The organism is Vibrio sp. 1249-1, from assembly GCF_033340495.1.
Genome location: NZ_JAWOWJ010000003.1, coordinates 178183 through 201702 on the forward strand (window position 1 = coordinate 178183; position 23520 = coordinate 201702).

Consider the following 23520-nt stretch of genomic DNA (forward strand, 5'->3'; position numbering starts at 1 on the left):
CTCAGAGAGAGGAAGGGACGACAAATGAAAAAAGTAATCATTGGGTTGGTCGTGGCGTTGACGTCATTGAGTGCATTGGCTGGGGAGGGTGTGGTAACCGTTGCGAGCACGCATTCAGCAAAAAATACGGCGGATAAATTTGTCGCTATCGCGCAAGAAAAAGGGTTGAACGTCTTTGCGCGCATTAACCATCAAGAGAATGCCACGAAAGTCGATATGACGTTGCGACCAACCGAAGTTATCGTGTTTGGAAACCCTAAAGTAGGCACGCCACTGATGATCTGTGCGCAGGAAGTGGCGCTCGATTTACCCCAAAAAGTGTTGGTGTATGAAGATGATGAAGGCAAAACGTGGTTAGCTTATAACGATCCTATTTATTTAAAGCAGCGCCATCATATTGAAGGCTGTGACGAGGCATTGAACAAAATCAGCGGCGTGCTGGGCAATTTAACCAACGCGGCGGCGAAGTAGGGCTGGTTATTGGCTTCGCTTTTTTTACTCCGAAAACGAAAAAGCCAACCTCACAAGGAGGTTGGCAAATCTTACCTAGATTGGGGGAGGTAAGATCAGGAGGTGGCGAGTACGCTGTGCACTTTTGACTTAATTGAGTCAGACTGCGTGCCGAAAATCGCTTGTAAACTGTCGCCAATCACTAACACATCTCGCGCGCCAAGTGCTTTTAGCTTAGCAACATCAACGTTAGCGATGTCTTTCACCGAGACACGCAGACGAGTGATACACGCATCGACTGACTTAATATTGGCTTTGCCGCCCAATGCAGCTACTACATCCACCGCAATTTCATCAGGCTCTCCGGTAATCTTCACTTCTGCAATGTCGGTTTCACGACCCGGCGTTTTCAGATCCAACTTCACAATTAGGAAGCGGAACAAGCCGTAGTAGAGCGTCGCCCAGATTGGACCGATGATGATGAACATCCACGCGTTGCTCGACATTGGGTAGTAAAGGAAGAACTGGATCGCGCCGTGCGCAAAGTCAGTACTGTGTTTGATTTCCAAAAATGCGGTGATCGCAAACGCAATACCAGTTAGGAAAATATGGATCACGTACAGCACTGGCGCGACGAATAGGAAGGTAAATTCGATTGGCTCTGTGATACCAGTTAACCAAGAGGTCAACGCCGCAGACATCATCAAACCGCCGACGATTTTCTTACGCTCAGGAGACGCGCAGTGGTAAATCGCCAATGCCGCTGCTGGTAGCGCCCACATGGAGTACATAAAGCCACCAGACAGATAACCTGCGGTTTTATCGCCCGCGAAGAAGCGAGTGAGCTCACCGGTAAACTCTTTGCCGGTTTCTGGGTCTACATAGCTGCCGACTTCAAAGAAGAACGGCGCATTCCAGATGTGGTGCAAACCAACCGGGAGTAGTGAACGTTCGCCCGCGCCGTAAACCGCCCACGCGAGTACAGGGTTTTGGTACGCTGCCCAATGAGAGAATGCATCAAGAAGTTGTCCGACAGGTGGCCATGCAAACGCGAGAATCGCACCAACGACGATCGCCGATAGACCGGTGACAATGGGCACAAATCGCTTACCCGCGAAGAAGCCCAAATATTCCGGCAGTTTGATGTTGTAGAAGCGGTTGTACATGATTGCCGCCACCGCACCGATAAAGATGCCGCCAAACACCCCGGTTTGCAGCGTCTCAACGCCCATGATCGTGGCGTCAGTTTCTAGGCCGCGCAGGCCAGTCACGATACCGAGCGATGCGTTCATAATAATTAGGCCAACTAAGCCTGCGAGCGCAGCCGCACCGTCATTGCCTTTTGATAACCCGAGCGCCACACCGACCGCAAACATCAACTGCATGTTGCCGAACACGCCTTCACCGGCGGCGAGCATCACTTTGTTGACCGCGTCTGGAATAAACGCAAAACCCGCGTTACCAATACCCAGCATCAAGCCAGCCACCGGTAACACCGCCACAGGCAGCATCAACGACCGCCCTATTTTTTGTAGTTGTCCAAATATACTTGCAAACATGGTTTCCTCCTGACGAATGCCAGTGTTGTAGGACCTGATTCCTTCAGGTCATGTTGTTTCACGTAAGGTCAGCATGATCATAGCGAGCAAGGCGGCGCCTAAGGTTACAAAAGGCAATCAGTTTGTAAGTGGCCGCTTACAAATCTCTTACACCGAGAAGTGAAAATTGCAATCGGCTCGATTGTGCATGGGCGTTTAAGAATGCATCATATTGGCCAGCGCCAAACTCAGGGGCAGGCACAGGGACGGACACAGGGAAAGTAGGATGGAAAACAAGCAGATACTGGTCGTCGATGACAACCTCGACCTTCGCGAAGCGTTGTCGGATTACCTTGGCCGCGCAGGGTTTGAAATGCTTTGCGCGGAAAACGGCGGCGTGATGTGGCAACTGCTCAACGATCACCATCCTGATTTAATCATCCTCGATATTATGATTCCCGGTGAAGACGGCTTTACCTTGTGCCAGAAACTGCGCAAAAATTCCGATATCCCGATCATCATGCTGACCGCCGTCACAGAAGAAGCCGACCGAGTCGCAGGACTAGAAATGGGCGCTGACGACTACATCACCAAATCATTCAGCCCGCGAGAACTGCTCGCGCGCATCAAAACGATTCTGAGACGCAGCCAATCGACCGCCAATAGCAAACTGACGCGTAAAGTGCGTTTTGACGATTGGTTGTTAGATACCGTAACCCGGCAACTGACCCACGTCGCTAGCCGCGAAGTTAAGCAACTGAGTGGCGCGGATTTGTCGCTGCTCGGTTTGTTCGTCAACCACGCGCAATCAATATTGTCTCGCGATGACATTGCGCGCGAGATCTGGGGACGTGATGCCGACCCGTTTGAACGCGGCATTGACGTGCAGATCAGCCGCTTGCGTCATCACCTTGAAGATAAAGACCGCTCGCTGATCCTAACGGTGCGCAACAAAGGCTACATGCTGACCACGGACGTGCATTATGAGAATTAAACGCTGGACGGGATCACTGGTCGTTCGCACCAGTGTGTTCTTGTTACTGGTGATCATTCTGGCGCAGGTATTATCCGGGATTATCTGGTATCAACACGCCAGCGAACGCGATAAAGAAGGCCTGACCACCACGGTCAAAAGCTTAGCACTGAGCGCTTCTTCCACCATCGCTTTCTTTCAAACCCTCCCTTCGGAATACCGCCACTTGGTGCTCAATCAACTACGCAATATGGGCGGCACGCGCTTTTTCGTCTCACTCAATAATCACCAGATTGAGGTCGACCCACTGCCAGAGAGCGAACGCAAAACGTTGGTCATCAACCAAGTTCGCGAGGTATTAGAAAGCGAGCTGAGCGGCATTCCTAATATCGAGGTGGAGTTCACCCAGCGCGACAAACTCAAAGTGTTCAACAACGAGCTACCTATCGATGAACTGCCACTATTGTGGGCGCATTATTCGCTTTCGTTTGGTGACCTCAATCCACCGATTCTGGTGATGCAGGTCGAAGTCGCACAGAACGAATGGTTTTATCTCGCGGCGGTGCTACCCGCGCCTTACATCAACCTAGAGACTAACTATTTTGAGCTGCGCCAATGGCTGACGCTATTGGTGTCCGCGCTAATGCTGTTGCTGTGTACCTGGTTTATCGTTCGCAAAGAAATTCAACCCATTCGAGAGCTGGCAAAAGCCGCAACCCTGATGTCGAGCCGATTAGACGTGCCCGAAGTCTCTGAGCGCGGCAGCAACGAACTGAAAGCGGCGGTCCGTGCGTTTAACAAAATGAACCGACGCATCGACAGCCACATTAAAGACCGCGAGATGCTGTTCAGCGCCATCTCCCACGATCTGAAAACACCAATTGCCTGCCTAAAACTACGAGCGGAAATGCTGGATGACGACGCCGACCGAGAACGCTTTATCCGCCTGAGTAACGACCTAGACTTGATGGTCAAAGGCGCATTGCAATGCATTAAAGAGACCGATATCCACGAGGAAATCGAGCCGATCAATTTCACCCAACTGATTCAGCACATTTCCGCCAATGTCGCCGATGCGCCGGACACGATTCGCATCCACGGCGAAATCCGCACCCACTTTGCTGGTAAACCGTTAGCGATTAAGCGCTGCATTCAGAATCTGGTCGATAACGCGCTCAAATACGGCCATCAAGCGGACATTACGCTGATTGAAAGCCCAGAGTCGATCCAGATTGAAATTGAAGATCACGGTGGCGGTGTTGACGATTCATTACTTGAAAAGCTCTGCCAGCCATACTTCCGCGCTAGCAACGATAAAGAAGGCAGTGGGCTAGGATTAACCATTTCACAGAGTATTGCAAAGGCTCATGGCGGCAACTTGTTGCTGAGCCATTCTCAGTTTGGCGGCCTCTGCGCCACGCTGACTTTCCCGAGAGACTGACTATGAACAAACTGGCATTCTTGTTCCCACTGTTGCTCGCCCCTTGCGTCGCTCACGCTGAGTCGCCACAAGGGGTAGAGTTTTTACATTGGTGGACTTCTGACGGCGAGCAGCAAGCGCTGCAAACACTTAAAGCTCAGCTAAAACAGCACGATATAGAGCTGCTGCAAAGCCCGGTGTTAGGCGGTGGTGGAGACAGTGCGATGACGGTACTGCAAGCTCGCGCGCTGGCGGGCAATCCACCAAGCTTCGCGCAAATCGAAGGGCCAAGTATTAAAGCATGGGATGCCATCGGTATTTTGCACAACGTCAACGCAGTTGCCGATGAGCAGCGCTGGGACGAGGTGCTCTACCCGCTATCTATTGAAATCAACAAAACACAAAACGGCTACATCGCCCTGCCACTTACGCTGCACCGTTTGAACTGGCTGTGGGTCAACCACAAGCTGCTTAAACAACTGAATCTATCCGCGCCGAAAAACTGGCAAGAGATGTTCGCCGCCATGGAGCTTGCGAAGCAAAATGGCATTGTACCGATCGCGGTCGGTGAGCAGCCGTGGCAAGTCGCCCAACTTTTCGAGAACTTAGTGATCTCCACTGGCGGCGTTGAGTTCTACACCAATGCGATGGTCAAACTAGAACGCGACAGCATCGACAGCGACACCCTGCGCCAAGCGTTGACGCAATTTCGTCGCCTCAGTTTGTTGATCGACAACCAATTACCCGACAGTAAGTGGGATACCGCTACCCAAGCGTTAGCCGACGGTCAAGCGCTGTTTCAAATCGGCGGTGATTGGATTTTGGGTGAGCTGCTCGCCAATCAAGTCTCGGTTCCGCAAGAGGTCGGCTGTTACCCAACGCCTGACAGCGATGGTGTATTCCTCTACAACATGGACAGTTTGGTGTTTATGTCGAGCAAGTCGTTTTCTGCCGAGGCGGCTCAGCAAACCGCAAGCGCGCTAGCAGACGTCGAGTTTCAAGCTAAGTTCAATAAGATAAAAGGCTCGATTCCGGTACGCACCGATATCGACATCAGCGATTTTAATCCGTGTCAGGTCCAGTCATATCAAGACTTTCACTACGGCGTTAAGCACAACCTCGCTGTGCCGAGTATGATTGATTCGATGGCGGTCAATCCGGTTGCTCAGCAGGCGATAAACTCGGAAATCTTCCGTTTTTACCGCAATCCCAAAATGGAACCTGACGAGCTGATAAAACGCATTATTGCTATTTCGCAAAGCGGTTAATGGCAATGAATTTGTGCCGAGTGGAATAAAAAAGCCCCAATGATTGGGGCTTGAGTAAAGCGAAGTATGCCGTTTAGAAATAGTGGAAGATCGGCGGTTCATGCATCAAGAAGTTTTGATGGGAGATGTTCCACGCATAGGCGCCCGCTAAGGTAAACACAACATAATCACCAATATCGACGTGGGCGACGTGTTGATTGCGTGCCAGCACATCTTTGGGCGTACAAAGCTGGCCGACAAAAGTTGCTTGTGCATGCTGAATTGGGTGAGAAATCTCGTGGTGTTGCTCGCTTTTCAGGATGACGAATGGATGATCATGGCTCTGCGCTGCTGGCGTGCGGAAATGGTGGGTTCCTCCGCGCGCGATGACAAAGTTTTCGCCAAGATTTTGCTTAATATCCAGCACTTCCATTACGTAATAACCGCATGCCGCCGTGATGAAACGTCCGCATTCAAAACGCAGTGTCCAGTCTTGCACTTGCTCTTTAGCGATGAGGAATTCCAACTTGTCGCAAAACTCCATCCACGGAAAGTGTTGCTCAGGGTTTTGGTAGTTGATGCCCATGCCGCCGCCCAAGTTGATCATCAGCTCACCGAGTTCGAACTCCTGCTGCCACGCCTTCACGACTTGGAAATAGCGCTGCATTAACGCTAAGTGGCGTTCAACATCAAGCTGATGCGACATCAAGTGAAAATGGAAGCCTTTGAGTGACACTTGCGGGAAATCGCGCAGCAACATCAAAGCATTGCTCAGTTCGGACTCGTCCAAGCCAAACGGAGTCGGCTTGCCGCCCATTGCCAACTTGCTGAGCGTGATGTCGCCAATATCGATGTTCATACGCAAAAAGATCGAAGCAGGGCGGTTGAGGCGCTCGGTTAGTGCTCCAATGCGTTGTAGCTCGGTGAGGCTTTCGACATGAATTGCATCAACATCAAGCTCAATCGCTTGTTGCAATTCACTTAGCATTTTTCCGGGGCCACCGAAGATCAATGGCTTATCGAGTTGTTGCTGGTGGAGGTGCGTCAACTCCCCGCCAGATGCCGCTTCAAAACCATCGACATACGGCGCGAGCGTTTTAAGAATCGGGCCCGATGGATTGGCTTTGGCTGCGTAAAATAGCTCGACATTTCTCGGCAAAACGTGACGCAGTTGTTTGATGTGTTCTTCTAAGGCGCTTAGGTCATACACGTATGCGCACAAGGGTTGACTTTGCTGCTGTGCGAGTGTGTGAACTTGTTGGCAAACGAGTGTCGGTAGAGAGAGGGAATTAGACATGTTGCGCTCCTTTTTCGTGTTGCTGCCAAGGCGTGGCGACTTGGGTATAGCCCGACTCCTTATCGGCTTTTTGCATCAAACGCGTGGTGAAATTATTTTTGCTCGGGAAGTGACCGCCATTCAGCAACGCTTCTAGTTCCGGCTGTTTTCCATTCACTGATTGCCAACGCACAATGGCACTTTGCACCGCATTCCATAGCGTTTGCTCTAGTGGCTCATCACCTTCTGCGATGAAGAAAATCGCTTCGCTGATGTTGTTGATAAAGGTGCAGTATCCGATGCGATTCCAGCCTTGTTCGCGACTGTAGTAAACCGATTGTCGCGCGCGTTCAGACAAATCAGTTAATGTTTCTGCTGGCCAGAACTCTGGCAGTAATTTAGTGCCTTCCAAATCACGAATCCAAACACAACACGGCATCTCTTGCTCAAAGCCAATCAAGGTGTTTTGCAAATGCGGCTCAAACGCCACCCCGTGTTTGAAGTAGTAATTAAACACGCCCGGAATTAGGCAATGCAAATAGCGCTCAAACCACAGTGTCGCGATGTCGGAATAGCGATTTTGCGTAGTACGCGCTTTGTTTTTAAGGCGTTGAGCAATGCAACTGTTGCCGTTTTTGTCGTAAGCAAACAGAGCGCCAGCGAGGGTTGGTTTTAAGATATCGACTTCGCTCAGCGAGAAATTTTCGCGATACAAAATCCCAAACGATTCGCGCGCTTTGGTGTTGGCGTCCCAATTACGCTCAGCGACACTTTCTAGATTCAATGTGGTGGCGTAAGGCTCTGTCATCACTTTAAATACGGGGTTGTGCAGCTGTTCGTTTTCTCGAATTGGTTTGAGAATCGACGTGAGCTGCACGGCGCTGTCGAGTTCGTACCACGCGTTTTTTCGCACGCAATTGGTTAATCGTACGTTGATGGAGAATTTCGCAAACCAATCCATATCTGGGTGGTAGAGGGTACGAACTGAAGAGGTCGGCTGCATCTTTTCACCACCTAAACCCAGTGGCGTGATCTTGCCTTGTTCAATGGCACGCTTCACGCTTGGGTTGCTCAAAATGGTGTAGCTTTCCCAAGGATGGCAAGGGTAGAGGGTCTTCCCATTGCTGGTGGTGTGTTGTGGCGCGAGCTGTTGTAGCATGCGTTGCGCAGGGTTAGCTTCTCCGTCGGAACTCAGCACATCAAGTAACGATGTATCCACTTCAAACCAGTACAACGGGACTTGCGCGCCGACTTCTGGAGAAAACGCCAAGAGATCATCCATGGTGACGCCCGAACGACTTTTCGGGGTCGGATGGAAAGTATGCCCCCAAATCAGAGACTGTTCCGAAGCGATAAACTCGTTGTGATGCGATTTGGGCGCGACGTTGAGAAACTGCTCGGTAACCAGCACGCTATTTTCCAGTTGTTCGATCAGCTCATGGTTGAACGGGATCGCCAACACCTGCTTGAGATAGTTAAGCAAAAGCGTAAGAGTTTGCGTGGCATCCAATTTCGCCCAACCAGATCCCGGCATTTTCGCCCACGGCAGTTCTGCCAATTTGATTTTGCCCAGTTTGCTCGCGTAGTGAATCGGCAAAACCAGCACGCCATTTTGTTGAGAAAGATGAACGGCTACCCGCTGCTTGGCGGAATAGTTGCGTTTTAACGTTTGGGGTAGCGATGTCGATTGGTAGTGCCATTCCACTTGTTGATTCGGTAGCGCAAATTCACGTAAGTAACAATTAAGAACACCCATTATCGTGTTGAGTTGGGCTTTCTCACGGTTGAGCTGCACCTCATGTGCGCGCAACTCGCTAGTCTGAGAGGATTGAGTTTGTAACATGTTGATTTCCAAATTTTGAGTGGAGAACCAGCGCGATCAAGGTGATTACGCTGACTATCGCAGAAAGTAGGAAAGGAACCTCAAGTAGCCCCAAGCTAGAAATGAAAGAAGCGCAAAATCCCGCTGCCACGCCACCCCATTTGGACATGGCATCAAAGCGAGAAAATACTTTGCCACTGAGTTTGCGATCCAGATTGCTCGCAAGATGCTGATGCAATCCGTGATAACAACACACCATCGCGATGCCGAAGATAATTCTCGCAGCAATGAGTGCGGTTTCGGACGCAATCAAATGCAAGGCAGAGCTCACGGCAAGCAATGCAAACCCAAGCCACAACGTGCGCAGCGGTTGATGGCGATTCAACCCATCTGACAACACGTGAATTTTTCCTGCCAGCAACAGATAGACGCCATGCGGCAGTGCGTACAAAAAACCGATCCATGCGTGGTTAGTGATGCCATATTGCTGCACAAACGGCGAGAAGTAAGGAAAGGTCACCACCATAGAAAACGCAAACCCGAATTGAGCAAAGAAGATCCAACGAATGGCATGCATTGCGTTTTTCTGTGCAACCGGTTTTTCTTGCTGAGGTTCTGAGTTTGGCTTTTCGAGGTTTTGGTCGGCGGGTTTATCCGCTGGCAGTGTTAGCGTGATGCCCATAGCAATTAAAGGCAAAACGCATAACCACAGGTACGCGTTGAGCGGGTTGGTCTCTGACAAGCTCCAGCCGAGCCCAATGGGCGCAACGATCAGCGCCAAGCGAGCAGATAGTTGGGTTTTATTGAGTGACTTGCCGAGTGTTTTGGCTTCTTTAATTTGACTAGATAAGTAGCTGTTCGAGGCGGCCATGGTGCCGCCAAAGGTTCCTTGAACAATAAGACCAAACACAAACATGGCGAGGTTGTCTGCCAAGCCGCACAGCGCAAACCCTGCTGCAAGGCCAAGTTGCGCACGCAAGAGTGAGAGGCGGCGACCGTAGCGATCGGCAAAGTTGCCCCAAAATCGCGCCGCCAACGCAGTACAAAACGTAGGTAGGATAAACAATACCCCTGCCCAGTCCGCATCAATGCTTGCGCCTAACGTTGGCAACACGACGGGTAGAAATAGCGGCATACCTAACGCGGCAAACGCAGCGATAAAGTGGCACAACAACACACTGTAGATGAGTTTGGTCATAATCGTTTAACGTACGCTTTTTTTGATGGCTTCTAAGTAGGCGCGTTGCGCTTCTTCGTTAGAAAGCAGCAAGAAGTTCGGAGCCGACAAACCATAGAACTTATTGATGTCACTCGCGCCGGAGGCTTCTTTCGAGAGCAAACTGCCAGAGCTCAACAAGTACTTGGCGTACAAATCAGGCGCCTCTTGCAGTAACTCGCGTGCCAGTTTTGTCTCTAACCCTTCGCCTTCTAATCGGTTGAGTTGCTCTGCAATGCTTTTGGCCACGATGGCGTAAAGCGATGCTGAAGAGGCAATGCCCTTCGCTGCCATAGATTCTACAATCGCTGCGATATCCAGTTGCAGTGTGATGGTGGTAAACATCTGACCGAGCGCCAATTCATTGTCGACTTTGATGCGTTGGTCGAGCAGTTCATCGCAATCCACTGGAATTGTTCCTGCGCCGTGTTTTTGGGCTGCATGCTCTGTTGCAAAGTGGAAGCGCTCTGGCCAAATTCGCGCCGCGTCGTTGTCTTTCATCGCGAGCGTCATTTTGCCCTGTTGATCAAATGCAATGATGGCGTTTTGCTGGTTGGACTCCAATGCGATGCCATAACGAAGCCACAAGGTGAGGTGCACTTGGCATAATAGATCGACGTAATCTTGGAACCACGCCAGCGTATCTTGTTGATAGTAATGTTCTGCCAAATGTTCTAAGAACAAGCGGTCGTCAGGCATTGGGCTTGCTAGTGCTGCAACCGGAACTAACGCTTTGTCTTCGCAATGAGTAAGTGGGTACTCACGTACGATGTACGCGAAGGTTTTATCCTCGCCGATGTGTCCACCGTGTTTTTCGTTGCAATGGAACAAGCGACTGTTTAAATCGGCGTCCGTTTGTTCAAGGTGGCTGAGTAGGCGTTCAAACCAGTGGCCGTCATACAGTGTTGAAGGCTTGATTAAGCGAATATTTCTCGTGCCTAGCGATCGCATGATCAGCGGAACCTTGATGTGAATGTGCGGTGCCTCGTTGACGACCACAGTACGAACGGAAAGCGTCGGCGTCACGTCTAGATACGTTAAAGGCGCTTCTATCACACCTTCGGGTAAGGCTTCTAAAGATCGCAGGGTGAGCGGATGTGCAGGGAACAGTACGTGGCTCAGTGCAAAATCAGCAGGAAGCCCCACTTGCTCCATTGTTGGCCAGCAATCAGGTTGTTCGCTGGTTAATGTCACCAGTGATTTTTCGATCGCAATCCAATGCAGAGCAAAGCTTTGTGCGAACTCGGGCGCGTACTTAGCAAGGTCTTCATCGCTCAGGCCAAACTTCGCCCGCGCAGTTGGATAGTACGGGTGGTCAAGGTAAGAAGCGATCTGATCGGCTAGCAGCAGTTTTTGATGCCAAGAACCAAGCTCGGATATTGGTTGAGAAATGTGGTCTGCGTGATGATGAAACGCTTGGTCACACAGCGCTTTGTGTTTCTCTGCACATTCCAGTTCTTGAAGGTATCCCGCCAGCAACTCGTGAGAGCTCTCGTGCGCCAGTGTCGTTAGTAGCGCAATCCACTCTTTGTAATGCTGTTGATGCTCGACTTGGCCATTTTTCTCCACCCACCAACCTGGTGGTGTTTCGTCATTGGCGTGACCGTAGCGCCAGTGCTGCATGTAATACGTTGGCGCAACAGGTAAATACAACGTGAAATCAGAGTTGGCAAATATCAGCCAGACTTGCTCGTCTTGAGGAACAATTACCCCTTTTGGCGCGTCTCTACTGAACTTGGCCTTCGACAAAATGCCAAACATGTCTTCGCGCAAGCAAGTGTCGATCAATCGTTGCGTTAGATACAAAGCGTTGTCATTCATGCTGCCACCTCACGAGTCGGAGCGAGATCGAAATTGCTAAGCGCGTTCTGCAGCGCTTGGTCGAGGTTTCGCCCTGATGGTGAGACAATCGAAATTCGGGCGAGATAATCCTTATTGGAATAACTCTGTTGGAAGTGTTCTCCAGCGGTTTTTAGTACCTGTTGCTGGGTGATGATATCGTCATCGTGTTGGATGAACGACGTCGAACCTCCGTCAATCACACCACTGTGTCCCGCAACTACGTAGTGCACGTGCGCTGACCCATGAATTTGGTAATCGCCGTCCAATCTTCGACCCAGATGCAGACCCAAAATCGTGCTAAACCAGCCGAAGTGAGCGAGATTGTTGAGCAAGAATTCGCGGCCATCTCCAATACTGCGGTAGTTAATTTCCACCAGAACCGGGCCATTTTCCGTAATGATAAATTCGCTGTGGCAAACTCCAAAACCAACGCCGAACGCTTTCAGTTGAGCCAAGCAAGCTTCTCGGTGAGCAATGCCGTTTGGTCCGTTCCAGTCTGCGGCGGTTTCGATGAAGTAAGGCGGCTCAGAGAGCGACACATCAAAACCGCCCACGGCGATAAGTTGGTTACCATCTCCTAAAGTTTCGAGCGTAACCAACGGTCCTTGAAGAAACTGCTCCACCAGAATGGTGGCGTTTGGGTGCTTTTGCCAAAACGTATCGCAGTATGCATCGAGCTCGCTTTGGGAGTCACAGCGCTGTACATCTATACTTGCCACGCCTTCTTTGGGTTTTGCTACGACAGGGAAGGCCATGCCTAATGCCACATTCGAATGGCGATGCAGCAAACAGCTTTGTGTGTTGGGTAAGGATTTTTCATTTAACACTTGTCGAGTTAAGTGTTTGTTTTTGGCCTTTAACGTGACAGACCAATCTTTGGATGGAAGGCCAAAAAATTGCGCGCAGATGGCGGTGGAAGTTTGTAAGTGATCACTATTGCTGAAAATAGCGTCTGGCTTTAATTCATGCTCCGTGATGGTTTCGATGAGTTCTAATGGGTTGAAGACATCACATTCTAGAATGGTATCCGGATTAAAGTGACTATCACGACTCGCCAGCTCTAAATGGCTTAGCTTGTGGTCGGTGATAAGAACGACGTGAAGGTCCATCGCTTTAGCTGCAGGCACAAAGCCGTGAGTGACTGCATCGTTAACGACATGACTTACGATAATCATCGTAGATTTCATGAGCTTTCCTAATTTTCTAACATTTTCTTCTAACGTTGATAAAGTCGCTCACGGTCGTCTTCCAATGTGCCTCTCTCGAGACGGAGGGCAGAAGTTTTAGTGTTTATTGTTATGATATTTGGTTTTTTTTGTTGTTAGTTGTGTTTTTAGGGTAAATAAATATAGAGCATAAAATTAATATTGCAAATAGAAATAATATTTGTTCTTATTTCCATCCGTTGGCTTTATAACAACTAAACGGAATTATGGAATGAATAAATTATTGACCCTGACCCCCTTGGCGGTCGCGATTGGTTCTTCATTAGTAGCACCAAGCGCAGTGGCTTCAGAAGAGACGAACTCAACCCCATCAGCAACTGAAACGATTCAAGTCTTCGGTCATCAGTACGAAGGTTATGCTGAACACATGCCTCAATCAGGCACCAAAACCGATGTGGAATGGCTTGATGTGCCACAAGCGGTATCTGTAGTAACGAAAACAGAAATGCAAGACCGAGGCGCGGTGCGTTTAGTGGATGCGCTAGATGGGGTAGCCGGGGTCAATAACACCTTGGGCGAAGGCAGCCGTGACCAGTTCATGATTCGCGGTTTTGATTCACTCAACGATATGTATCGTGATGGCTTGCGAGATGACGGTACGTTGCAGTCTTACCGCAGCTTAGCGAACGTTGAACGCGTTGAAATTGTGAAAGGCCCTGCGGGCGCATTGTATGGCCGTGGCTCGGCTGGGGGCATCATCAACTTGGTGACGAAACGCGCTAACGGTGAGAATTTTACTCACGTAAACGGTAGTGTAGGCAGCAACAACCAATATGTTGGTCAGGTCGACAGCTCAATGGCGTTTACAGATAAGGTCAACGGGCGTATTAACTTGGAATACCGTCAAGCCGACTCGTACGTTGATCATGTTGATTCAAACGATTTCTTCATTGCACCGACCATTCGTGTGTTACCAGCGGAAGGTCACACCATTGATATTGACGTGGAATACGCCCATCAAGAACTAGTGCCGTATCGTGGTGTGCCATCAAAAAATGGCAAGCCAGTTGATTTGCCAGTAAGCACTTACTTTGGCGGCACAAACGACTATCAGGAGTCAGACAGTCTCCGTATTGCGGTGGATTACGAATGGCGTCTGAATGATCAATGGGTATGGAACAACCGAGCGGCATTCAACCATATCGAACTTGAGCAAAAAGGCACGCGTCAGGGCAAAGTGACGGGTAATGAAGTGTCTCAAACCGTTAACAACTTTGGTTACGATCCACGTACTACGACCACTTTACAATCTGAGTTGGTTTGGGAAAACAGGGACAATCAATTGATGGTGGGTGCAGATTTCAACCAGATCGATATCGACCTAACGTTGGCAAGTGACAAAACGCTTCCTCCGCAAAATATCTACGACCCAGTCGTTGGTCCAACGCCTGATCCGGGCTTTAAGCCATTTCGTGACAATACCACCACCACGACAGGTTTGTATGTGCAAGACGTCTATACGTGGGGTGACCTTTCTTTGATCGGTAACGTGCGTTACGACTCGATGGAGCTAGAACAACAAAAAGCGGGCTCAGATAAGGAAAAATTGGATGATGACAAAGTCAGCTACCGTGCTGGTTTGGTATACCGCATCAATTCCGACACATCCGTATACGCCAGTTTAGCGCGCTCTTGGCAGTTACCGTACGCTGGTATCTACATCAATCCAAAATTGGCGGAATTCTTCCACACCGACTTAAAAGAGGTGGGTGCGAAAGCGTACCTTTTGGATAACGCATTAATGTTGAATGCGGCACTGTTCCAGATTGATCAAGAGCAACCACAAACTAACGTGGACGGCGATGTGATCGATAAAATTGAAGTGCGTCACCAAGGCATTGAATTAGAGGCTCGCGGCCAAATCACCAAACAGTGGGACATCTCTGTTGGTTACAGCTACTTAGATGCGGAAGACAAAGCCACAGGCAAAAAGCCTAACGATGTATCAGACCACTTGTTCTCTCTTTGGAGCACTTACCAATTGGATGACAACTGGCGTTTAGGCGGTGGGGTGAAGTACGTGGGCGACCGTTACGCAGGTAACGACGAAGCCGTCGCACTTGGCGATTACACAACGGTGGATTTGATGGCGGCGTACACCACTGGTCGTCACAAAATCCAAGCGAACGCTTACAACATTTTGGATGAGAAATACATTCTTGGCGCAACAAACGGCACGTCTGGCTTAAACCAGATTGGCTACGGCGCACCAGCCGAGTTCATGCTCAGCTACGGATATCAGTTCTAGGTTTTTTGTGCGTAGTTAGCGCCTGTTAGCCGATTTTTTCCTCATATTGAGGATGTTTAGCCCCGAGAGCCTACGGGATGTATTCTGCCCGAGGCTCAATTTCTCGCAAAGGAGATCTTAATGTCTTACCAGAATTTGGATGGTAAAGTGCGTGTACGTGCTGGTTTGTCTACCACTTACAGTGTGCTTGCGATTGCAATAGCTTCTGCCACATCCATGAGCGCGGTTGCCGCTCCTGCTAAAAAAGAACAAACTACCGCGATGGAAACTGTCGTTGTCACTGGTAGTGTGATTGGTAACTCTGAAATTGAAGACGTCAAAGAGTACCCTGGTGCTCGTACCGTCATTACCCGTGATCAAATTGAGAAAACCGCCGCAGGTTCGATTGATAACGCGCTGCAGCGCGTGCCGGGTATTAAAGTTCAGGATGAAAGCGGAACGGGCGTATTGCCTAACATTTCCGTACGTGGTTTGAAAGCAAGCCGTAGTGGTCATGCTCAGTTCTTGATGGATGGTGTACCGCTAACACTTGCGCCATATGGTCACACTGGTCAGTCTATCTTCCCAGCAACACTGTCGATGCTTGATCGTATTGACATTGTACGCGGTGGTGCCGCAGTACAGTACGGCCCAAACAACGTCGGTGGTGTGATCAACTTAGTGACCAAACCGATTCCACACACGTGGCAAACTGAAATCAGTAACCGCCTTACCGTGTTTGATGGCGGTGATGCGCCGCTGAATGATTTTTACCTACGCACGGGCGGCTGGTTAAGCGACACATTTGCACTACAGTTGGAAGGTAACTTCCTAAAAGGTGAAAGCTTCCGTGAACATTCCGATACGGACGTGAAGAACTTCCAAGCCAAAGCACAGTGGCTACTGAGTGACACTCAAGAGATTCAAGCATTCCTGCAACGTTACGATGCTGAAACGCAAATGCCGGGCGCACTTTCGCCACAAGATTACGAGCAAGATCGTCACCAATCGAAACGTCCTTACGATGATTATGAAGGTAAGTCGACGCGCTGGAGTGTTAAGTACATCCACGATTTGCCATTTGCCGACAGTGCCGAGCTAGAAGTGCTAACGTTTGGCCATAAGTCAGAGCGTCTTTTCAAGTGGGGCTTTAACAGCGCGGGTGGCCATTGGGCGGATCCGGCTCTGCCAGCGACGGACGTTCGTACCTCTCCACGTGAATTTACCGTGTATGGTATAGAGCCAAAAATGGCGATGTACTTTGGCGAAGGTAAATCCGTTACTCAAAACTGGATCGTGGGTACCCGTTATGTTAATGAAGACATTGACTACAAACTCACTCAGACTCCAATCGCCGGTGGTGCAACCAGCGTTCCGCGTGATTGGCATCTAGATACGGACGCGTTTGCTGGATACGTTAGCAACGAAATTGGTTTGTTCAATGATACATTGAAGGTAACGCCTGGGTTGCGTGTTGAGTCGGTTCGAATGACGTTTACCGATCGTGGTAAAAAACAAACGGCAGACAACACCGTGACGGAATGGTTGCCAGGTTTGACGGTGGCATACAACTTAACTGACCAGTGGGTGACGTATGCGAACGCGCAAAAATCACTTCGTGCGCCACAAATTGCCTACATCCGAGGTTTGGGTGAAGAAGGTAGCGAACTGGCTTGGAACTACGAAGTCGGCGCGCGTTACACCCAAGATGCGACCAGCTTTAACGCTGCACTTTATCGCATCGACTTTGAAGATCAATTGCAATGGCAAAGCTCAACGCAGACCTTCGATAACATCGGAAAAACACTTCACCAAGGCATAGAGCTTTCTGCTCGTTACGTGCCTGAAGCACTACCTGCACTGAGTTTAGGCGCAAGCTACAACTATCTAGACGCTACGCTTGAAGAAGAAGGCGCGAATAAAGGTAATCAACTGCCTTACACCTCTAAGCATCAGCTTGGTTGGGATGCAACCTACGCATTTTACGGCATGGACACCACGCTATCGGGCTTCTACTTTAGTGATTCGTATACCGATAACGCCAACACCAGTGCCGAAGATGCAACTGGCGCAACGGGTAAAGTACCATCTTACATGGTGTGGAACTTCAACTTGGGGACGGATTTATACAAAGACGACAAAGGCAAGTTACGCATGAATGTTGCGGTGAACAACTTGTTTGACGAGGAGTATTACTTCCGCGGGATTGATACAAGCCCAGTTGGTCGGTACCCAGCTCCGGGACGCTCTTACACACTGGATCTGAACTATCAGTTTTAAGCGTTTCGTTCACCGAGTTTGAAAAGAAAAGTCGCCAATTTACCTTGGCGACTTTGCCGATCTTAGATACTGGAAAACTCTTAGCACTGGAAAAAAGCAAGATGAAAAATAAAAAACAATTTACGATCAAACACTTTTCAACCGTTTTGCTGATGCTACTGAGCTCAGCTTTGATGTCATTTAGCGCATTTTCTCAGGCGCGCAGCGTGCAAGATGAGCAAGGCACTTTTGAGCTAGAAGCGATACCTCAACGTATTGTGGTTTTAGAATTTTCGTTTGTCGATGCATTAGCGGCAGTCGATGTCTCACCGGTAGGCGTCGCCGATGACAACGATGCCACACGAGTCATTCCTGCTGTTCGTGCCAAGGTTGAGCCTTGGCAATCGGTCGGCATGCGCTCGCAACCGAGTTTAGAGGCGATTGCGGTGCTCAAGCCGGATTTGATCATTGCTGATGCAGAACGTCATCGCGCGATTTATCAAGATTTGCAGCGAATTGCGCCAACTTTGCTGTTAAAAAGCCGTGGTGAGACATATCAAGAAAATCTCGAATCCGCACACAAAATCGGCGTGGCAATTGGCAAACAAGCGAAAATGACACAACGAATTGAGCAGCACAAACAGACCATGGCGGAGTTCAAACAGCATTTTGCAACACAAGAAACCATTCAGTTTGGTGTGGTTTCTGACAAAGGGATGTGGCTGCATAGCCCGGTTTCTTACGCTGGTGGCGTTTTGAGTACGCTAGGCATCCAAAGCCCGCTGGCTCCATCTGAGCAAAAAGCGTATATCCCAACCAGTTTCGAACTTTTACTAAAAACCAACCCTGATTGGTTGTTAGTTGGACTTTACTCTCAACCAAATATTGTGGATGAGTGGCGCAAAAATCCATTGTTTAAGTTGCTAACTGCTGCAAAAAAACAGCAACTTGTTGAGGTTTCTCCTGAACTGTGGTCGTTAAATCGCGGCATGTTGGCTGCGGAAGAAATTGCCCGCAATCTTGAAGCGTTATTGGAGCGCTCATGAGTGCGGCGATAAGCTCGGAAAGCGCGTCTTCGGTTAGCAAATCGCATTGGAAAGCGAGCTTGTTTGTCTGTGCTATGGCGTTGTGTACGCTCTCAGGCTATGCAGCCTCAATGATTGGCTGGTCCAACTTTTCTTTGAGCGTTAATGATCTGACAAGCTATTGGTTTGCGTTTGATGAGGGCAATATGCTGCATCAAATCCTCGAGACGCTGCGTGCGCCTCGTACCTATGCTGGGTTACTAATTGGCGCTTCGCTTGCGGTATCTGGAGTGCTGATGCAAGGATTGACTCGTAACCCTTTGGCGTCGCCATCCATTCTCGGCATTAATGCTGGTGCGGCTTGTTTTATGGCCTTGGCGTCCATCGGCGTACCATTCTTTAGTCAATTGAACCCAATCATCAACGCAGTACTCGGCGCGCTACTAAGTGGTGGTGCGGTCATGTTGTTGGGTGGTTTTTTCTCCGCGCGTTCTCACCCATTGCGTTTAGTGCTAGCGGGCATTGCCATCAGTGCACTGCTGATAGGGTTAACTCGTGCGTCGGTAATTTTGGCGGATGACATGGCTTACAGCGTGTTGCATTGGTTAACGGGTTCACTCTCTGCCGTAGATTCTGAGCAGTGGCAGCAACTGTGGCCTTTTGTGACCTTAGGTTTGGTGCTCGCCATGGGCTTAGCGCGAAACTTAAATTTACTCGCGTTGGGGGACGAAGTTGCTGTTGGGCTAGGTGGTAACATTCGTCTTACGCGATTAATCAGTGGTTTAGCGGTTGTGCTGTTGGCGGGTACTAGCGTGGCGATTGCTGGGCCAATTGGCTTTGTCGGGTTGTTAGTGCCGCACTTGGTACGCCCGATTGTTGGTCACAACTATCACATTCTCATTCCGGTTTCCGCTTTGTGTGGCGCGGCATTGGTGACGTGGTCAGATGCTTTATCACGATCGATTGCCTTTCCGGCTGAAACGCCAGTGGGCGTGATTACCGCGCTGTTGGGCACACCTTGCTTTATCGCGATTGCAATGAGGAAATCATCATGATGAATCAAACCAAACTGTTTGCATTAGTTGGATTGTTGCTGATTGCGTCTTCTCTCACGCTGTTTGTTGGCGAGGCGAACATGTCGGCTCAACAGGTTTTTGCATTACTGTTTTCTTTCTCTGACTCGGACTTTGTGATTCACCAATATCGATTACCGAGAATGTTGCTCGCCATTGGCGTGGGCGCTGGGTTGGGGCTGTCAGGCGTTTTAGTTCAAGGCGTCATCCGTAATCCACTTGCCTCACCAGATTTAATGGGGATAAGCGCCGGAGCAGGACTGGCGGCTACCGCTTGTTTGGTGCTGTATCCGAATGCGCCAGTGGCAATGTTGCCGATGGTCGCCATGGCGGGAGGCTTGCTTGCTGCTGGCTTTATTGCTGTGCTGGCTTACTGGTCGAAACCAACACCAGCACGTTTGGCGCTGATTGGTGTTGCTGTCAGCGCATTTTTAGCTAGCGGTATCGATTTTCTTCTGATTGTGCACCCTATTGAAATCAACACGGCGATGGTATGGCTAACCGGCAGTTTGTGGGGGCGAAACTGGCAACAAGTGCCGTTTATTTGGAGTGCTATATTGCTGCTACTACCATTGGCGTTTTGGCTGGCTTGGCGGCTAGATGTTATGGGACTGGGAGAAGAAAGCGCCACTACACTTGGCACGAAACCAAGACAGATCCAAATTATTGCGTTGATTGCTGCCGTGCTATTGGCGAGTATCAGTGTGTCTGTGGCAGGCACGATCAGCTTTGTTGGCCTGCTTGCGCCGCATCTTGCGCGTTTGCTGTTTGGCCACAACCACAAGTTGTTGATTCCAGCCGCTGCAACCCTTGGCGCTTTGTTGGTGATTTGCGCCGATGGTTTAGCGAGAGGCTTACAGCCACCAATTGAGCTACCAGCGGGAGTGCTGACATCTGTTATTGGCGCACCATATTTCATTTTTCTTTTGTATCGTTATAGAGGTTGGTAAGCATGTTACGAACGCAGAACTTATCCGTCGCGTACGGCAAACAGACCATCATTCCAGATCTCTCTTTGTCGATTCCTCAAGGTAAAATTACCGCACTAGTTGGTCCAAATGGTTGCGGTAAATCGACACTATTAAAAACCTTGGTACGCATCAATAAACCCGCTTCTGGCCAAGTGTTGTATGACGACAAACCACTAAGCAGCTACGGTGATAAACGCTTGGCGCGTTCGTTGTCTTTGCTGCCGCAGATTCTTGTCAGTCCTGAAGGTATTACAGTCAGAAAACTGGTCGAATATGGCCGCTCGCCTTACCTCTCTCATTGGGGCCGGTTAAGTCAACAAGACAAAGCCTTGGTCGAGCAAGCAATGCAAGATACTGGCGTGATTGAGTTTGCTGATAAGCCGGTTGAATCGTTGTCTGGTGGTCAAAGACAAAGGGCGTGGATTGCGATGGTGATGGCGCAAGATACCGACGTAGTGATGCTTGATGAGCCAACCACTTACTTGGATCTCTCTCACCAAGTTGAGCTGATGAAACTCATGAGGCAGATGAACGACAAAGGCAAAACAGTGGTCGTAGTGCTGCACGATCTAAACCAAGCGTGCCGTTACTGCGATCATTTGGTGGTGTTGGAAAAAGGTCAGTTAGTCACGCAGGGAACACCGCAAGAGGTACTGACAGAAGGTATGTTGGCATCGGTGTTTGATTTACAAGCGAGAGTATTTAACGACCCAATCTCAGGCACGCCGATGTGTGTGGCGGTGTAGGTTTACGTCTTTCGAAAGCTATCTGCAATAAAAACGTCGATCCATAAAAACAAACCCCGCTAGTAACAAAGTCGCTAGCGGGGTTTGTTGTTTTTAAGAGCGTCCTTAATGTGGCGTTTAAGCCAGTTTAAATGTTGCTACTTTCGAGTTGAGATCCTCAGCTTGCGATTTCAGCTCAGCAGATTGATTCATCGATTCTTCGGCACCAACTACCAAGTGATCGGTCACATCTTTAATGGACGTGACGTTTTGCGTGATTTCATTGGTTACGTGCGTTTGCTCTTCGGCGGCGGTCGCGATTTGCGTTGCCATATCGCTGATCAGCGCAACGGCCGCGTTGATTTCATCCAGAGCCAGTGCTGCGCGATCAGCATCTTCCACCGAACCTTGCGCGAGCTGAGAGCTTGTATCCATGATGGCCACTGCGCGTTGTGTGGTTTGCTGCAAGGTCTCGATCGTCGAGCGAATCTCTTCGGTTGAGGTGTGTGTGCGTTGTGATAGCACGCGAACCTCGTCTGCAACAACGGCAAAACCGCGACCTTGTTCACCTGCACGCGCCGCTTCAATCGCCGCATTCAGAGCCAGTAAGTTGGTTTGCTCTGCGATGTCTCGAATCGTTGATAGCACGGTTGAGATGTCTTGCGCGTGCTGGTTGAGCTCACCGATGACAACGCTCGCTTGGTTGACTTCAGAAGACAAATTATTGATGGACGATTTGGAGTTGATCACCAACTCATGACCGTTTTGTGTGCTTGCTGAAGAGTCTTGAGCGGCTTTAGCCGTCTGCTCTGCATGTGCTGCAATCTCTTGCGTTGCCGATGCCATTTCAGTCACAGCGGTCGCCACCATAGTGATTTCTTGTTGCTGATGGTTCAGATCGGAAACCGATTGATTCGCGCGATTCGTGCTCAGCTCCGATTGTTGGCTCAGTTCTTCCGCTTGGTGACGAATGTGACCAATAAGTTGCTGCAAACTTTCAACGAACTGGTTGAAGTTTTCAGCCAGCTCACCAACTTCGTCACGGTTTTCTACTTTGATGCGTTGAGTTAGGTCGCCGCTGCCGTTTGCGATTTGTGCGAGCGCATTCGAAACGTTGTAGAGCGGACGGAACAAGATGCTACATAGCAGATTAAACAAAGCTACACAGATAACGACGACGATGGTGGTTGCGATGATCTGATCCCAAACAGCATCGTAGAGTGGGGCAACCAACGAGTTTTGATCTAACACTGTGACCGTTGTGAGTTTGGTACCCTCTATGTGGCGCGCGTAAATCACATATTCGATGCCGTTAATAGAGACGCGACGTTCTGTACCTGAACGTGCGGCTGACGTAATGTCGTTGTTGTTGAGGCCTAGCTTGCTAACCGGTTGATTCAGCAGTTTACCGTTGTTATGAGTGAAAATATTGCCCTGTTCATTGGCAATAAACATATAACCTTCACCCGGTAGGATCACTTGGTTCAGACTGTTCAGGATATCACCGATCTCTACGTCAGCACCCAGAACGACGGTTTGACCATGCAATTGCAGGGCTTTACCGAGCGACACCACATTCGCACCAGTTGCAGCAGCAACGGTCGGGTTATCCATAAAGACTTTCGATGGGTTGGCGATTGCATTGGTATACCAACCCCACTTACGAGGATCGTTATTACCTGGTGGCAAAACCACCCCATTAGCGTTGTCTTGTGACCCGTCCGGGTAAGCGAGGAAAACGTTATCGAACGCGCCAGAGTCTCGGACTTGTTTCAAATGCGTAACCAGAGAACGTTTCTCTGAATCAGAAGAGAGTGAAGTTAGTGCGCGCTCTTTAGAGAGTAGCCAGTCCTTTACGTATTGATTGTAAGATGCGCTAGTGCTTTCTAGTCGCTGTGCGACTTCGACATCGAGCCTGTTTAATGAATCTCGAAAAGACAGCCCCTCTACCAGCACTCCCCCTAGAATGATGGCGGCACTGGCAGAGATTGCCAGTTTGTTTTTTAATGATAGATTTTTGAACATAAAGCGAATAATAGATCTTTGAATAATAGTTGTTGTGTTTTTATTCTCATCAGGGCTCTCTGCGCTGTTGAGTATGCAGCAAAAAGTCAGATTCGAATCTGTTCAATAATTATATTTTATTGCTCAAAATAAATACTGACTCCATGTCGCGAATTTGAGTTTTACACCAAATAAGCAAAAGGATTTGGAACGATATTATTTATGT

17 protein-coding genes are annotated in these 23520 nt (G+C 49.5%); 10 read left to right on the top strand and 7 right to left on the bottom strand.

Annotation, left to right across the window (positions count from 1 at the left end; genetic code table 11):
- Nucleotides 1-24: 24 nt before the first annotated feature.
- Nucleotides 25-471 (top strand): DUF302 domain-containing protein, encoded by a 447-nt coding sequence (locus R7Z50_RS07590; RefSeq protein WP_033906624.1) that lies wholly within the window; start codon nucleotides 25-27, stop codon nucleotides 469-471.
- A 95-nt stretch (nucleotides 472-566) separates the two neighbouring features.
- On the opposite strand, the gene ptsG is transcribed toward R7Z50_RS07590, so the two are convergent.
- Complete coding sequence (ptsG, locus tag R7Z50_RS07595; protein ID WP_081886422.1) at nucleotides 567-2009, bottom strand: glucose-specific PTS transporter subunit IIBC; 1443 nt, start codon at nucleotides 2007-2009, stop codon at nucleotides 567-569.
- Between the two features lie 265 nt (nucleotides 2010-2274).
- Here ptsG and R7Z50_RS07600 point away from each other — a divergent pair, with 265 nt between their 5' ends.
- The 3 genes from R7Z50_RS07600 to R7Z50_RS07610 are packed head-to-tail and all read left to right on the top strand — an operon-like array spanning nucleotide 2275 to nucleotide 5649.
- Entirely contained in the window at nucleotides 2275-2982 is a 708-nt protein-coding gene (locus R7Z50_RS07600) for a response regulator (protein ID WP_170893918.1), read from the top strand.
- Nucleotides 2972-4402: an ATP-binding protein gene (locus tag R7Z50_RS07605; RefSeq protein WP_176311370.1), complete on the top strand. Its 1431-nt coding sequence runs from the start codon at nucleotides 2972-2974 to the stop codon at nucleotides 4400-4402. The genes R7Z50_RS07600 and R7Z50_RS07605 overlap by 11 nt, the downstream gene beginning before the upstream one ends.
- A 2-nt stretch (nucleotides 4403-4404) precedes the next feature.
- A complete protein-coding gene (locus tag R7Z50_RS07610; RefSeq protein WP_176311369.1) occupies nucleotides 4405-5649 on the top strand; it encodes an ABC transporter substrate-binding protein in 1245 nt (414 codons plus the stop codon).
- A 73-nt stretch (nucleotides 5650-5722) separates the two neighbouring features.
- Here R7Z50_RS07610 and R7Z50_RS07615 read toward each other — a convergent pair whose 3' ends face one another.
- The 5 genes from R7Z50_RS07615 to R7Z50_RS07635 are packed head-to-tail and all read right to left on the bottom strand — an operon-like array spanning nucleotide 5723 to nucleotide 12971.
- A complete protein-coding gene (locus R7Z50_RS07615; RefSeq protein WP_256900205.1) occupies nucleotides 5723-6925 on the bottom strand; it encodes a type III PLP-dependent enzyme in 1203 nt (400 codons plus the stop codon).
- Complete coding sequence (locus R7Z50_RS07620; protein WP_318148986.1) at nucleotides 6918-8747, bottom strand: IucA/IucC family protein; 1830 nt, start codon at nucleotides 8745-8747, stop codon at nucleotides 6918-6920. The genes R7Z50_RS07615 and R7Z50_RS07620 overlap by 8 nt, the downstream gene beginning before the upstream one ends.
- Complete coding sequence (locus R7Z50_RS07625) at nucleotides 8719-9924, bottom strand: MFS transporter (protein WP_005374702.1); 1206 nt, start codon at nucleotides 9922-9924, stop codon at nucleotides 8719-8721. Before R7Z50_RS07625 ends, R7Z50_RS07620 begins: the two co-directional genes overlap by 29 nt.
- Before the next feature lie 6 nt (nucleotides 9925-9930).
- Nucleotides 9931-11763 carry an IucA/IucC family protein gene (locus tag R7Z50_RS07630; protein ID WP_206970568.1) on the bottom strand — a complete coding sequence of 611 codons (1833 nt, stop codon included), beginning with the start codon at nucleotides 11761-11763 and terminating at the stop codon, nucleotides 9931-9933.
- Nucleotides 11760-12971, bottom strand: coding sequence for a hypothetical protein (locus tag R7Z50_RS07635; RefSeq protein WP_318148987.1), 1212 nt, complete (start codon nucleotides 12969-12971; stop codon nucleotides 11760-11762). Before R7Z50_RS07635 ends, R7Z50_RS07630 begins: the two co-directional genes overlap by 4 nt.
- A gap of 250 nt (nucleotides 12972-13221) precedes the next feature.
- Between R7Z50_RS07635 and R7Z50_RS07640 the strand changes: the two genes are divergently transcribed.
- The 6 genes from R7Z50_RS07640 (at nucleotide 13222) to fecE (ending at nucleotide 21311) form a co-directional block, all read left to right on the top strand.
- Entirely contained in the window at nucleotides 13222-15258 is a 2037-nt protein-coding gene (locus tag R7Z50_RS07640) for a TonB-dependent siderophore receptor (protein WP_318148988.1), read from the top strand.
- Between the two features lie 120 nt (nucleotides 15259-15378).
- On the top strand, nucleotides 15379-17517 hold the full coding sequence (pvuA, locus tag R7Z50_RS07645; RefSeq protein WP_074190320.1) for a TonB-dependent siderophore vibrioferrin receptor PvuA: 2139 nt from the start codon (nucleotides 15379-15381) through the stop codon (nucleotides 17515-17517).
- A 101-nt stretch (nucleotides 17518-17618) separates the two neighbouring features.
- Nucleotides 17619-18542 (top strand): Fe(3+) dicitrate ABC transporter substrate-binding protein FecB, encoded by a 924-nt coding sequence (locus R7Z50_RS07650; RefSeq protein ID WP_033906853.1) that lies wholly within the window; start codon nucleotides 17619-17621, stop codon nucleotides 18540-18542.
- Nucleotides 18543-18616: 74 nt separating this feature from the next.
- Nucleotides 18617-19576, top strand: coding sequence for a FecCD family ABC transporter permease (locus tag R7Z50_RS07655; RefSeq protein WP_375792656.1), 960 nt, complete (start codon nucleotides 18617-18619; stop codon nucleotides 19574-19576).
- Nucleotides 19573-20544, top strand: a complete 972-nt coding sequence (locus tag R7Z50_RS07660; RefSeq protein ID WP_318148989.1) for a FecCD family ABC transporter permease — start codon at nucleotides 19573-19575, stop codon at nucleotides 20542-20544. Before R7Z50_RS07655 ends, R7Z50_RS07660 begins: the two co-directional genes overlap by 4 nt.
- Before the next feature lie 2 nt (nucleotides 20545-20546).
- On the top strand, nucleotides 20547-21311 hold the full coding sequence (gene fecE / locus R7Z50_RS07665; protein WP_005374717.1) for a Fe(3+) dicitrate ABC transporter ATP-binding protein FecE: 765 nt from the start codon (nucleotides 20547-20549) through the stop codon (nucleotides 21309-21311).
- 117 nt (nucleotides 21312-21428) lie between these two features.
- Here fecE and R7Z50_RS07670 read toward each other — a convergent pair whose 3' ends face one another.
- On the bottom strand, nucleotides 21429-23315 hold the full coding sequence (locus tag R7Z50_RS07670) for a methyl-accepting chemotaxis protein (protein ID WP_085569429.1): 1887 nt from the start codon (nucleotides 23313-23315) through the stop codon (nucleotides 21429-21431).
- Nucleotides 23316-23520 lie beyond the last annotated feature (205 nt).

Excerpts from the sequence above, each read along its gene's own strand:
- fecE (WP_005374717.1), top strand. The coding sequence starts at position 20,547 with ATGTTACGAACGCAGAACTTATCCGTCGCGTACGGCAAACAGACCATC.
- R7Z50_RS07605 (WP_176311370.1), top strand. The coding sequence starts at position 2,972 with ATGAGAATTAAACGCTGGACGGGATCACTGGTCGTTCGCACCAGTGTG.
- R7Z50_RS07670 (WP_085569429.1), bottom strand. The coding sequence starts at position 23,315 with ATGTTCAAAAATCTATCATTAAAAAACAAACTGGCAATCTCTGCCAGT.
- R7Z50_RS07635 (WP_318148987.1), bottom strand. The coding sequence starts at position 12,971 with ATGAAATCTACGATGATTATCGTAAGTCATGTCGTTAACGATGCAGTC.
- R7Z50_RS07630 (WP_206970568.1), bottom strand. The coding sequence starts at position 11,763 with ATGAATGACAACGCTTTGTATCTAACGCAACGATTGATCGACACTTGC.
- R7Z50_RS07620 (WP_318148986.1), bottom strand. The coding sequence starts at position 8,747 with ATGTTACAAACTCAATCCTCTCAGACTAGCGAGTTGCGCGCACATGAG.
- R7Z50_RS07660 (WP_318148989.1), top strand. The coding sequence starts at position 19,573 with ATGATGAATCAAACCAAACTGTTTGCATTAGTTGGATTGTTGCTGATT.
- R7Z50_RS07590 (WP_033906624.1), top strand. The coding sequence starts at position 25 with ATGAAAAAAGTAATCATTGGGTTGGTCGTGGCGTTGACGTCATTGAGT.
- R7Z50_RS07615 (WP_256900205.1), bottom strand. The coding sequence starts at position 6,925 with ATGTCTAATTCCCTCTCTCTACCGACACTCGTTTGCCAACAAGTTCAC.
- R7Z50_RS07600 (WP_170893918.1), top strand. The coding sequence starts at position 2,275 with ATGGAAAACAAGCAGATACTGGTCGTCGATGACAACCTCGACCTTCGC.
- pvuA (WP_074190320.1), top strand. The coding sequence starts at position 15,379 with ATGTCTTACCAGAATTTGGATGGTAAAGTGCGTGTACGTGCTGGTTTG.
- R7Z50_RS07610 (WP_176311369.1), top strand. The coding sequence starts at position 4,405 with ATGAACAAACTGGCATTCTTGTTCCCACTGTTGCTCGCCCCTTGCGTC.
- R7Z50_RS07640 (WP_318148988.1), top strand. The coding sequence starts at position 13,222 with ATGAATAAATTATTGACCCTGACCCCCTTGGCGGTCGCGATTGGTTCT.
- ptsG (WP_081886422.1), bottom strand. The coding sequence starts at position 2,009 with ATGTTTGCAAGTATATTTGGACAACTACAAAAAATAGGGCGGTCGTTG.
- R7Z50_RS07650 (WP_033906853.1), top strand. The coding sequence starts at position 17,619 with ATGAAAAATAAAAAACAATTTACGATCAAACACTTTTCAACCGTTTTG.
- R7Z50_RS07655 (WP_375792656.1), top strand. The coding sequence starts at position 18,617 with ATGGCGTTGTGTACGCTCTCAGGCTATGCAGCCTCAATGATTGGCTGG.
- R7Z50_RS07625 (WP_005374702.1), bottom strand. The coding sequence starts at position 9,924 with ATGACCAAACTCATCTACAGTGTGTTGTTGTGCCACTTTATCGCTGCG.